This window comes from Cupriavidus pampae (genome assembly GCF_914271485.1).
GTDB classification, from domain to species: domain Bacteria; phylum Pseudomonadota; class Gammaproteobacteria; order Burkholderiales; family Burkholderiaceae; genus Cupriavidus; species Cupriavidus pampae.
On record NZ_CAJZAG010000003.1, the window covers coordinates 528,534 to 540,778 of the forward strand.

The window sequence follows — 12,245 nt, forward strand, 5'->3', positions numbered from 1 at the left end:
ACAGTCCCTGTCGACGTTCACCGCCGCTTCCGAGGCGATGCTGGCGTTGATGGCCGCGCTGGCCGCGGCGCTGGCGGCGGCGCTGCCTGCCGCCTCGTTGGCAGGACTGCCGGACGTGGTACCGAACGTGGTGTCGGAATGGCTCACAGCGAATCCTCCCTTAGAGTCGGTGTGAAGGGTTATTACCAGCGGGGTTGGAACCAGTGTCGGCCTCGTGTGCCACTGACGAGGCCTGCGCCGACTGATGCAGCCAGCTGCGCAGCGCGTCCGGGCCGCTGACGCTCACGCTGGCCGCGCTCGCGCGCTGGCCCACGAGCACGCCGGTGCCGCCCAGTTCATTGACGACAGCAAAGCCCGCTTCATCGGTGACGTCGTCGCCGGCAAACACCGGGCGGCGTCCCGCGAACGGTGGCATGCGCATGAACGAGGCGATCGCCCCACCCTTGTCCACACCGGCCGGCTTGATCTCGACGACCATCTTGCCGGGCAGCGCCTCGAGGCCCGCCGCGTCGCGCAGCACATCCGCCACCGCGGCCCGCACGAGCGGTTCCAGCTCGGGCGCCTGCCGGTAATGGATGGCCACGGCAATGGTCTTGTCCTCGAGCCGCAGCCCGGGGTGCTTACGCACGAGCGCCTCCAGCCGCGGCATCAGCATGCTGATGTCGGGCGATGGCGGCGTAATCAGGTGTTCGCCGATATTGCGGAATTCGGCCCCGTGCACGCCAGCCGCGGGCAGGCGCAAGGGCTGCAGGAAGTGGTCGAGCTCGGCCACAGGCCGGCCCGAGACGATGGCGAGCGCGCCGTCCAGCCATCGATACAACGTATGCAACGTGGCGACCAGTTCGGGCTCCACGCGCACCAGTTCGGGGCGTGGGGCGAGGTCGGCCAGCGTGCCGTCGAAGTCGAGGAACAGCGCTGTATCGGGTTCGATCAGAGGTAGCGGAGACATCGCGTTAAACCGTAGCACGGAGGCATGACGGGCCGCCACCGGGCGCTGTCCTACAAATCGCCACATGGGCGGCCAGTGACGCCCGACTCACCTTCCCTTCCGCGATACCGTGCGCGCGAAGCACGCGGCAAAAGACGGCAGGAAGGCGGAAGATGGGCGCCATCCATTATCATTGGCGGTTTCCGCCGATTTTTCCGGCTTTTTTTGCAGTGCCACGTGCGCTTAGCTGCCCGCCCCTCATGACCCGCCCGTCCGCCCAGCCTGACTACCTCAAGAAGATCCTGACCGCCAAGGTGTATGACGTGGCACAGGAAACCGAACTGACCTATGCGCACAACCTCTCCGCCCGCACCGGCAACGCGGTGTGGTTCAAGCGCGAGGACACCCAGCCGGTCTTCTCGTTCAAGATTCGCGGCGCCTACAACAAGATGGCGTCGCTCACCCCCGAGGAACTCAAGCGCGGTGTGATTGCGGCCTCCGCCGGCAACCACGCGCAGGGCGTGGCGATGTCCGCCGCGCGGCTGCAGTGCAAGGCCATCATCGCGATGCCGACCACCACGCCGCAGGTCAAGATCGACGCGGTGCGCGAGCGTGGCGGCGAATGGGTAAAGATCGTGCTGCATGGCGAGTCCTACAGCGATGCGTATGTCCACGCGGCCGAACTCGAGAAGAAACACAAGCTCACGTTTATCCATCCGTTTGACGATCCGGAGGTCATCGCGGGTCAGGGCACGATCGCGATGGAGATCCTGCGCCAGCATCCGGGCCCGCTCCATGCGATTTTCGTCGCCATCGGCGGCGGCGGCCTGATCTCGGGCGTGGCCGCGTACGTCAAGGCCGTGCGGCCGGACATCAAGGTCATCGGCGTGCAGACGACGGACTCGGACGCGATGAAGCGTTCGGTCGACGCGGGCAAGCGGGTGGAATTGAAGGAAGTGGGCCTGTTCTCCGATGGCACCGCCGTGAAGCTGGTGGGCAAGGAGACCTTCCGCATTACGCGCGAACTCGTCGACGAGATCATCCTCGTCGATACCGACGCGATCTGCGCGGGCCTCAAGGACGTATTCCAGGACACGCGCTCGATCCTCGAGCCGGCCGGCGCGCTGGCGATTGCGGGCCTCAAGGCCTACGCCGCGCGCGAAAAGCTCAAGGGCCAGCATCTCGTGGCCATTGCCTGCGGCGCCAATATGAACTTCGACCGTCTGCGCTTCGTGGCCGAGCGGGCCGAGGTAGGCGAGGCGCGTGAAGCGGTGTTCGCGGTGACGATTCCCGAAGAGCGCGGCAGCTTCCGCCGTTTCTGCGAGATCGTCGGTACGCGCAGCGTGACCGAGTTCAACTACCGCATTGCCGATCGCAAGGCCGCGCATATCTTCGTGGGTGTGCAGATCGCGAGCCGTGCGGAAAGCGACAAGATGGCCGCGAATTTCCGGCGCCACGGTTTCGATACGCTCGATCTGTCGAACGACGAACTCGCCAAGCAGCACATCCGCTATATGGTCGGCGGCCATTCGCCCGAGGCCGACAACGAGTTGCTGTATCGCTTCGAGTTCCCCGAGCGCCCGGGCGCGCTGATGAAGTTCCTGTCGAGCATGAGCCCGAACTGGAATATCAGCCTGTTCCATTACCGCAATCAGGGCGGCGACACCTCGAACATTCTGGTCGGCATCCAGGTACCGAAGAACGACAAGCGCGCGTTCCGCGACTTTCTTTCGACGCTTGGTTACGTACACTGGGATGAGACCGACAATCCCGTCTACAAGCTGTTCCTGTCACGATCGTAAGCCGACCATGAGCGACACCCACAGCGACACCCACAATCAGCCGGAACATTCGCCGCTCGGCAAGCCGTCGGCCTACAAGAACGAGTACGACCCGACGCTGCTGTTTCCGATTTCGCGGCAGCCCAAGCGCACCGAGATCGGTCTGCCCGCGGGGAAATCGCTGCCGTTCTTCGGCGTCGATATCTGGAATGCGTACGAGCTGTCGTGGCTGAACCTCAAGGGCAAGCCGCAGGTGGCACTGGCGAACTTCATCATTCCGTCCGACACGCCCAATATCGTCGAGTCGAAGTCGTTCAAGCTCTATCTGAATTCGTTCAACCAGAGCAAGATCGCGTCGCCTGAGGCGCTGCAGCAGTTGCTGCATCACGACCTGTCGGAAGCCACCGGCGGCACCGTGCAGGTGCGGCTGGTCACCGAGTCGGACCTCGGCAAGCAGAAGATGGGCGAGCTCGACGGCCTGCTGCTCGATCGCCTCGATATCGAGACCGATATCTACGAACCCGATCCGTCGCTGCTATCGGCCGAGCAGGACGAAACGCCGGTGGAAGAAGCACTGGTCTCGCATCTGCTGAAGTCCAACTGCCTCGTGACGGGCCAGCCGGACTGGGGCAGCGTGCAGATTCAGTATGTGGGCGCGCCGATCGATCAGGAAGGTTTGCTCAAGTACCTGATCTCGTTCCGCAACCACAACGAGTTTCACGAGCAGTGCGTCGAGCGGATCTTCACGGACGTCCTGCGCCAGTGCAAGCCGGTCAAGCTGGCCGTGTACGCGCGCTATACGCGCCGCGGCGGGCTCGATATCAATCCGTTCCGCACCAACTTCAACACGCCCTGGCCCGACAATCGTCGGAATGCTCGTCAATAGGGCACGCCGGTAGCCATCAAAACTCCGCGTGCGCGCGGATACCAAAGAACTTCGCCGGCCCGCGGTCCCGGTTATAGCCGGGATTGCGGATGTACTGGAAGTCCGGCGACAGGCTCAGCGTCTTCCATACCGCAAAGCTGTAGTAGATCTCGAATATCTGCTCGGGACCGTAGCGCAGCGCGCCGTCGCCAAGAAACGCGCCGAGCCCGCCGGCGGCCAGATACGCGCGATGGTGCGGCCCCAGCATGTTGGCCGCCAGCGCCACCCCCACCTCGTCTTTCGCCCGTCCCCATGCGTGGCCCTTGAGCGTGCCGCCGAGCGCGACCTGCCGGCCGATCTCCGTGAACGCGTAGGTCTCGGTCTTGTCGTCGGACCAGTTCGCGCGCAGGAACACGCCCAGCGAGTCGTTGACCTCCTGCAGGAACGCCACCCCCACCCCAACCTTGGCATGCTCGCGGCGCACGTCGGCGACGTCTGGCGTCACGCCATTGGCCTGCCCAAGCGCGATGGCGTCCGTGAACGATCCCATGCGCGCCTTGTTGCGCCATAGCAGCAGGCGCGCCTGGCCTGGCCGTCCCGCAATCTCGTAGCGCTTCTCCAGTTCGACCACATCGCCATAGTGTTCGAACAGGCGCGTGTCGAGCTCGCGCCCGTTGGACTCGATCGGCAGCAGGAAGCGGCCGTAGCGGGCCGACCAGCCATCGCCGATGTACTCGAGCGCCGCGCCCCAGTTGTAGCCGCGCGAATCGGCCGGATAGTCGAACGAGCCATGCGTGAGGAACGACCAGTTCATGAACTGCGTGCGCGGGTCCGAGCCGTACGGATTCTGGTCGAACACGTCGATCACGCCGAAGTTGCCGGCGGTCAGCACCACGCGCTGCTTGTCCACCGTGCGCGCGAACTGGTTGAAGTCCGCCTCGAGCGTTTCCTCGCCGCCGCCCATGCCCCAGACCTGCCGCACGAACGCGCGCGCGCGGTAGAACTTGGGGGTCGTGCTGGCCGTCTTGGCCAGCTCGCCATTGGAGAAGCCGCCGAGGCCATGCAGGTCGGAGAACGGCACGCCCTGCGCCACCTCGGGATTGAAGTGGAATTCCGCGCCCCGCCAGAGCCGCAGGCCCAGGTCGAGCGTACTGGTGAACGAATAGCTCTTGGCGCGCTGGTCGGTCAGGCTGTTATCGCCCGAGTACGCGGCATTGAATGCGGGCTTGCGTTGCCAGATGTAGGTGGCCTGGCCGTGGAACGCGAACGGGCTTTCGGTGTCGGCGGTGCTGGCATCGGGCGCACCTGCACCGGGCGCTGCGGATGGCAGCTCCTGTGCGGACACGACGGCATGAGCGGCCAGCATCAGCAGCGCGGCCACGGCAAAGCGAAACAAGGACATGTGCAAGCAGAGATTGCCGCGCGCCTTGCGTGAGGCGCGTCGTGCGAGATTTAGGTGGTGTCATGCGGCTGGCAACTCAGCTTAGCCAAGCGCATATGACAAGTCCATCGTCGTCCCTTCAACGTTCGCGCATGTCGTTTCGCCGACATTGTAACGATCCTTGGAATTAATTAACTCGAAAATTAATATGGTTCGAGATTTCAGGAATGCACGATGGCAACCAAACCGAACGTCACACGCGCGCGCCGTCCCGGCCGGCCCTCGGCCAACGCCGGGGAGGCCGACAGCGCCGGCCAGCGCGATCTGCTGCTCGATGCCGCCACGCTGCTGTTCTCGCGGCATGGCGTGGCCGGCACACCGATCAAGGCCATCGCCGCCGAAGCGGGCGTGACGCCCGCGCTCGTCCACTACTACTTTCGCGACCGTGATCAGTTGCTCGATGCGGTGGTCGATGAACGGGTGCAGCCGCTGGTCGATCGGGTGTTTCCATCGATGCCGCCGACCGTGGCACCGGGCGAGCCCGCCCCGGACGTGGTCGCGATGATGACCGGCCTGGCCGGGCAGCTGATTCGCGTGGCCGCCGCCACCCCGTGGTTCCCGGGCCTGTGGATTCGCGAGATCGTCGGCGCCGATGGGCTGCTGCGCGAGCGGGTGGTGCAGCGGATCGCGCTGCGCCGTGGCGCGCTGGTGACCGGCGTGCTGGCCGCCGCCCGCGCGCGCGGCGAGCTCAACCCCGGGCTCGAGCCCGCGCTGGTCATGGTCTCGCTGATCGGCCTCACGCTGCTGCCGCTGGCCACCACGCATATCTGGCGCAGCCTGCCCGGTGCGGAGACGATCGACACCGACACCCTCGTGCGCCATGTCGGCGCGCTGCTCGCGCGCGGCCTCGCGCCTGCCTGACGCCAACCTGCCCCGCACTCGCCTACTCAGACCTACACGGAGCCCGTCCGATGCCCTTCTTCTCCGTCCACACCCGCGCGGCCTCTCGGCCGCACCCATCGCACCCATCGCACCCATCGCACCCATCGCACCTTTCCGCCGCCGCGCTCGTGCTCGGCACGGCGCTGGCGCTTGGCACGATGCTGGGCGGCTGCGCAAATGACGCGCCCGCCGGCTGGCAGGGCTACGTCGAGGGTGAGTTCGTCGCCGTCGCCTCGCCGTTCGCGGGCCGCCTCGATCGTCTGGCGGTGGAACGCGGTCAGCAGGTGGCCAGCGGCGCCCCACTGTTCGTTCTCGAGTCCGACGACGAGCGCGCCGCGCGCGATCAGGCCGCCGAACAGGTGCGTGTGGCGGAGGCGCAGTTGACCGACATGCAGACCGGCAAGCGGCCGGTGGAGGTAGCGGTGAACCAGGCGCAGCTGGTGCAGGCGCAGGCTCAGGCCACGCGCAGCGCGGCTCAGCGCAAGCGCGACGAGGTGCAGTTCGAGATCGGCGGCATCTCGCGTGCGCAGCTCGACGAAAGCCGGGCCACGGCCGAGTCCGATGCCGCGCGCGTGCGCGAGATGCAGCGCGACGTCGAGGTCGCGCGCCTGCCGGGACGCACCGCGCAACTGGCGGCACAGGCCGCGCAGGTGCAGGCCGCGCGCGCCGCGCTGGCGCAGGCGGAATGGAAGCTGTCGCGCAAGGCCGTGGCGGCCACCGCGGCCGGGCTCGTCTATGACACGCCGTTCCGCAATGGCGAATGGGTGCCGGCCGGTAGCCCCGTGGTGCGCATGCTGCCGCCCGGCAATGTGAAGGTGCGGTTCTTCGTGCCCGAGGGCGTGGTTGGCTCGCTCAAGAACGGTCAGGCCGTACAGATCCGCTGCGACGGTTGCGCGGCGCCGGTCGCGGCCACCATCACCTATGTGTCCAGCGAGGCCGAGTTCACGCCACCGGTGATCTACAGCAACGAGACGCGCCGCAAGCTGGTGTTTCTGATCGAGGCGCGCCCCACGCGCGACGATGCGCCCAAGCTGCATCCGGGCCAGCCGGTGGAGGTGCGCGCATCATGATGGCCACGCCCACCCACGAGGCGCCGGCGCTCGCCATCGACGTGCATGGCCTCAACAAGCATTTCGGCGACAAGCATGTGGTGAACGACCTGTCGATGCAGGTCGCGCGCGGCGAGATCTTTGGCTTTCTCGGCCCCAACGGCAGCGGCAAGACCACGTCGATCCGCATGATGTGCGGGCTGCTGACACCCGACTCGGGCTCCGGTACCTGCCTTGGCTACGACATCCTCAAGGATGCCGCCGAGATCAAGCGCAATGTCGGCTATATGACGCAGCGCTTCTCGTACTGGGAAGATCTATCGATTCGCGAGAACCTCGACTTCGTGGCGCGTGTGTACGACATGCCGAACCGGCGCGACGCAGTCGATCGCGCGCTCGAGGACCTCGGTCTGCAATCGCGCGCGACGCAGCTCGCGGGCTCGCTCTCGGGCGGATGGAAGCAGCGGCTGGCGCTGGCGGCATGCCTGCTGCACGAACCGCGGTTGCTGCTGCTCGACGAGCCGACCGCGGGCGTCGATCCGAAGGCGCGCCGCGACTTCTGGGAGCAGTTGCATCAACTGGCGGCACGCGGCATATCGGTGCTCGTCAGCACGCACTATATGGACGAGGCCGAGCGTTGCCACAAGCTGGCGTATATCGCGTACGGCAAGCTGCTGGCGCAGGGCACTTCGCAGGAAGTCGTCGATAGTCAGCACCTCACCACATGGAGTGTCGAAGGCGAAGACCTCGCCGGCCTGTCCGCGGCGCTGCAAGGCAAACCCGGGGTCGAGCAGACGGTGGCGTTCGGCACCGCGCTGCATGTCACGGGACGCGATGGCGTGTTGCTGGGCGAGACGCTGAAGCAACTGGCCGGACCGAAACGCCATATCGAACAGACGCCGACCAGCCTCGAAGATGTGTTCATCCACATGATGAGCGGCGCGCAGGACAACATGGCCATCAAGCAGAAGGAGCGGGCATGACGTCGCCGAGGTTCTCGTTCCAGCGCTGGTGGAGCATCGTACTGAAGGAGTTCCTGCAACTACGGCGGGACCGCGTGACGTTTGGCATGATCGTGGGTCTGCCGATCATCCAGCTGATGCTGTTCGGCTTCGCGATCAACAGCGATCCGCGTCATATGCCGACCGCGATCATCAGCGCCGATCAAAGCGACTTCACGCGCTCGTTTATCGCGGCGCTGGAGAACACCACGTACTTCAAGGTCGTCGGCACGCTGCCCAACGAGCAGGCTGGCCGCGAAGCGCTGATGCGTGGCGACGTGCAGTTCGTGCTGACGATTCCCACGGACTTCTCGCGCAAGCTGCTGCGCGGCGAGCGGCCTGCGCTGCTGATGGAGGCGGATGCCACTGACCCGTCCGCGACCGGTCCCGCGATCGGCGCGCTGGCGAGTCTGCCGGACAGCGTCGCGCGTATGGACCTCAAGGGTGCGCTTGCGCCGCTGGCCGGCGGCAAGTCCGCGTTCGATGTCGATGTGCAGCGCCTGTACAACCCCGAGGGCATCACGCAGTACAACATCGTGCCGGGCCTGATGGGCGTGATCCTGACCATGACGATGGTGATGATGACCGGCCTCGCGATGACGCGCGAACGCGAGCGCGGCACGATGGAGAATCTGCTCGCCACGCCCGTGCAGCCAGTGGAGGTGATCTCGGGCAAGATCGTGCCGTATATCTTTATCGGCCTGATCCAGTCGACGATCATCCTGGCCGCCGCGTACTGGGTATTCGCGGTGCCGTTTCTGGGTTCGATCATCGCGGTCTACCTCGCGGCGCTGCTGTTTATCGCCGCCAATCTCACCGTCGGCATCACGCTGTCCTCGCTCGCGAAGAACCAGTTGCAGGCCGTGCAACTCACGTTCTTCTACTTTCTGCCCAACATCCTGCTGTCGGGCTTTATGTTCCCGTTCGTCGGCATGCCGAAGTGGGCGCAATGGATCGGTAACGTGCTGCCGATGACGTATTTCAACCGGCTGATCCGCGGCATTCTGCTCAAGGGCAATGGCTGGACCGAACTGTGGCCGAACGTTTGGCCGATGGCGATCTTCACGGTCGTCGTGATGACAATCGCGGTGCGCTTCTACAAGCGCACGCTGGACTGATGGAGGCCGCGATGCGAGCAATCCTTTTCTCATGCACGGCGCTTGCCGTGATGGCCGGCGTGGCTGGCTGCGCGGTGGGTCCGGACTTCCGCGCGCCGGACGCGACCACCGATGCACGCTATACCACCGGACCGCAGCCGCAGCGTACGGTGGCCACCGAGATCGCGCAGGGTCAGGCGCAGACGTTTGTCGAGGGCGATGTGCCGACGCAATGGTGGACGCTGTTCCAGAACCCCGCGCTCGACGAGACGATCCGCCGCGCGCTCGACCACAGTCCCACGCTCGCGCAGGCCAGCGCGCGGTTGCGCGAGGCGCAGGAAACACTGACCGCGCGCACGGGCGCGACGCAGTATCCGAGCGTCGATGCGAAGTTCAATGCGATGCGCCAGCAATACGACATCAAGTCGCTCGGTATCAATGCCATTCCGAACCCGGGACCGTTCACGCTGTACGGCGCGTCGGTGCAGGTCTCCTATGTGCTCGATCTGTTCGGCGGGCAGCGGCGCGAGCTGGAAGGACTGCGCGCCGTAGTGGATTACCAGCGCTACGAGTTCGAGGCCGCGCGGCTCTCGCTCGCCGCCAATGTCGCCACTACCGCGATCCGCGAAGCGGGCCTGCGCGCGCAACTGGCCGATACGGTCGCGCTGGCGGAGGCGCAGCAGCGGCAGCTTGGCATCATGGACGACCGCTTCAAGGCGGGCGGTGTGGCACGCGTGGATGTGCAACGCCAGCGCGCCGAGCTTGCGCAGACGCAGGCGCTGATCCCCGGCCTGTCGCAGCAGGTCGACGCCGCACGGCATCAGCTTGCGGTCTACACCGGCCAATCGCCCGGCAACGCGCAGTTGCCGGAGTTCTGGCTCGACGACCTGCATCTGCCCGAGACATTGCCGGTGAGCCTGCCGGCGACCCTCGCGCGGCGCCGCCCCGATATTCGCGCCGCGGAAGCGTTGCTGCACGAGGCTTCCGCCAATATCGGCGTGGCCACCGCGAACCTGTATCCGCAGATCACGCTCAGCGCGAGCGCCGGCACACAGGAGTCACGCGCGCGCGACCTGTTCAACAGCCTCAATATCTGGAGCCTCGCCGCGGGCGTGGTGCAGCCCGTATTCCGCGGCGGCGAATTGCTGGCGAAGAAGCGCGCGGCGGAGGCCGCCTACGAGCAGTCGCTCGCCGCGTATCGGCAGGCGGTACTGCAAGGCCTGCAGAACGTCGCCGACTCGCTGCGCGCGCTCGACGCCGACGCCGGCACGCTACAGGCCCGCGCCGACAACGCACGCCAGACCCGCGACACGCTGGCGATCGTCTCCGAACAGTACCGCCTGGGCGGCGTCAGCCAGTTCACGGTCATCGACGCCGAACGCCAGTCCCGCCAGGCCGCGCTCGATCTCGTGCAGGCACGCACGAATCGATTGGCGGATACGACGGCGTTGTTGCAGGCGTTAGGTGGTGGCTGGTGGCAGGAAGAGGTGACGCTGTCCCGCAAGTAAGGCGACACAGCGCTGAAGCAGAAAAGACAAAGGGCGCCGAAGCGCCCTGGATTGCAGGTGCGGCAGGCTTGTCATCGCCCGGTGCCGCCCCTGGCTTCCTCGACGCCGAAGCGGAGGAAGACTCGCAGTCCCTTTCGGGAACATGCGGAGTATAGCCGCATTCAATCCAGCACGCTATCGTGTTGCGTTTTGAGATGATCCAGCCGGTCATAGGCGTCCATCCGCAACGCCGCGCGGACACCACGCATGATTCCCCGACGATCCGCTTCGGCCACGATCGGCGTGAGCGGCTGGCGTCCTCCGCGTCGGGTTCAGGCACTACCATGCCCGCAAAATCGCACAACACTACCGCCCACAATCGAGGCTGATACGTCAGGGTCATCCACTGCGGCTTACTTTCAATAGCGGTTTCGCGACTATCGACTTAGATACCGCCGTAACCGCGCGACGCCTTCGTCGAGACGTGCGACGTCGCACGCGTAGCACCAGCGCACGAAGCCTTCGCCCTCGTCGCCGAACGCGCTGCCCGGGGCGAGGCCGATGCGGGCTTCGCGGACCAGTGTTTTGCATAGCGCGAGGCTGTCGGTGGCGCCGTCGAAGCGGAAGAACACATACATCGCGCCATCGGGCACGCGGGCGTCAACACCGGGCAGCGATGACAGTGCGCCGACCAGATGGTCGCGGGCCTGCCTTGTGCGGGCGACCAGGTCCTGCGTGAAGGACTCGCCTTCGCGTACCGCGACCACGCCCGCCTCCTGCACAAACGATGGTGCGCACGACGTGTTGTATTCGATGAGCTTGCCGAGGTCCGCCGTCAGCGAGGATGGCAGCACCATCCAGCCCAGCCGCCAGCCCGTCATCAGCCATGCCTTCGAGAACGAGTTCACGCAGATCACGCGCTCGTCGCGCGTGGCGATATCGAGGAACGACGGCGCGGTCAGTGCACCACTGTCGTTGCCGTAGTACAGACGCTCATAGACCTCGTCCGCGATGATCCAGATGCCGTGGCGACGGCAGTGGTCGAGCACGACCTGTTGCGCCGCGCGTGGCATCACCCAGCCAGTGGGATTGTTCGGCGAATTGATCATCACCGCGCGCGTGTCCGGCGTCAGCGCGGCCAGCAGCTTGTCGACATCGAGCGTCCAGCCCTGTTCGGTATAGTCGAGCGAAACCGTCTCCACGTTCGCGCCGAGGATGCGCGGAATCTCGACCAGGTTCGGCCACAGCGGCGTGACCGCCACCACGCGATCGCCGGGGCCGGCCACGAGCTGCGCGGCAAGCATCAGCGCATTGACGCCCGCGCTGGTCACCACCACGTGATCGACCGCGGTCGCGCCGTGCAGCCGCGTGGCGTACGCGGCCAGCGCCTCGCGCAACGGGAGAATGCCAAGGTTGTGGGTGTAGAACGTGGCGCCGTCGGCAAGCGCCCGGCTGGCCGCGTCGCGAATAAACGCGGGCGTGACCTGATCCGACTCGCCGAACCAGAACGGCAACACGTCCGGCAGACCGATACCGGCGTTGGCCACCTCGCGGATGCGCGACGCGCGCAGGTTGTGGACAACGTCCCGTGCAGACAGCGGGGCGGACCGCATGGTGGACCGCATGGTGGACGACAGGGCGGGGGCGGCGGACATCGGGGCTCCTTGGCAGGGAATGCGATGGGCTACGGATGCATGACAGCTGCCAAGCGTAC

Annotated in this window: 10 protein-coding genes; 7 read left to right on the forward strand and 3 right to left on the reverse strand. The window is 66.0% G+C overall.

Translation table 11 applies throughout. The features are described 5' to 3' along the window. Positions 1–160: 160 nt before the first annotated feature. Positions 161–949: a trehalose-phosphatase gene (gene otsB, locus LDO41_RS10070; protein WP_223986030.1), complete on the reverse strand. Its 789-nt coding sequence runs from the start codon at positions 947–949 to the stop codon at positions 161–163. A 239-nt stretch (positions 950–1,188) separates the two neighbouring features. On the opposite strand from otsB, the gene ilvA reads away from it, so the two are divergent. Further along, entirely contained in the window at positions 1,189–2,730 is a 1,542-nt protein-coding gene (ilvA, locus tag LDO41_RS10075) for a threonine ammonia-lyase, biosynthetic (protein WP_223986033.1), read from the forward strand. A 7-nt stretch (positions 2,731–2,737) separates the two neighbouring features. Continuing rightward, complete coding sequence (gene queF, locus LDO41_RS10080; RefSeq protein WP_223986036.1) at positions 2,738–3,595, forward strand: NADPH-dependent 7-cyano-7-deazaguanine reductase QueF; 858 nt, start codon at positions 2,738–2,740, stop codon at positions 3,593–3,595. A gap of 16 nt (positions 3,596–3,611) precedes the next feature. On the opposite strand, the gene LDO41_RS10085 is transcribed toward queF, so the two are convergent. Further along, complete coding sequence (locus LDO41_RS10085) at positions 3,612–4,976, reverse strand: carbohydrate porin (protein WP_223986048.1); 1,365 nt, start codon at positions 4,974–4,976, stop codon at positions 3,612–3,614. A gap of 213 nt (positions 4,977–5,189) precedes the next feature. Between LDO41_RS10085 and LDO41_RS10090 the strand changes: the two genes are divergently transcribed. From LDO41_RS10090 to LDO41_RS10110, 5 genes are all read left to right on the forward strand, one after another. Next, a complete protein-coding gene (locus LDO41_RS10090; RefSeq protein ID WP_223986051.1) occupies positions 5,190–5,876 on the forward strand; it encodes a TetR/AcrR family transcriptional regulator in 687 nt (228 codons plus the stop codon). Between the two features lie 179 nt (positions 5,877–6,055). After that, the gene (locus tag LDO41_RS10095) at positions 6,056–6,967 is read left to right on the forward strand and encodes an HlyD family secretion protein (protein WP_223987013.1); all 912 of its coding nucleotides are present in this window, start codon (positions 6,056–6,058) and stop codon (positions 6,965–6,967) included. Next, positions 6,964–7,929: an ABC transporter ATP-binding protein gene (locus tag LDO41_RS10100; protein ID WP_223986053.1), complete on the forward strand. Its 966-nt coding sequence runs from the start codon at positions 6,964–6,966 to the stop codon at positions 7,927–7,929. Before LDO41_RS10095 ends, LDO41_RS10100 begins: the two co-directional genes overlap by 4 nt. Continuing rightward, positions 7,926–9,065, forward strand: coding sequence for an ABC transporter permease (locus LDO41_RS10105; protein ID WP_223986068.1), 1,140 nt, complete (start codon positions 7,926–7,928; stop codon positions 9,063–9,065). Before LDO41_RS10100 ends, LDO41_RS10105 begins: the two co-directional genes overlap by 4 nt. An 11-nt stretch (positions 9,066–9,076) precedes the next feature. Next, on the forward strand, positions 9,077–10,552 hold the full coding sequence (locus LDO41_RS10110; protein ID WP_223986082.1) for an efflux transporter outer membrane subunit: 1,476 nt from the start codon (positions 9,077–9,079) through the stop codon (positions 10,550–10,552). A 416-nt stretch (positions 10,553–10,968) separates the two neighbouring features. Here LDO41_RS10110 and LDO41_RS10115 read toward each other — a convergent pair whose 3' ends face one another. Beyond that, a complete protein-coding gene (locus LDO41_RS10115; RefSeq protein WP_377742194.1) occupies positions 10,969–12,156 on the reverse strand; it encodes a pyridoxal phosphate-dependent aminotransferase in 1,188 nt (395 codons plus the stop codon). Positions 12,157–12,245: the final 89 nt, after the last annotated feature.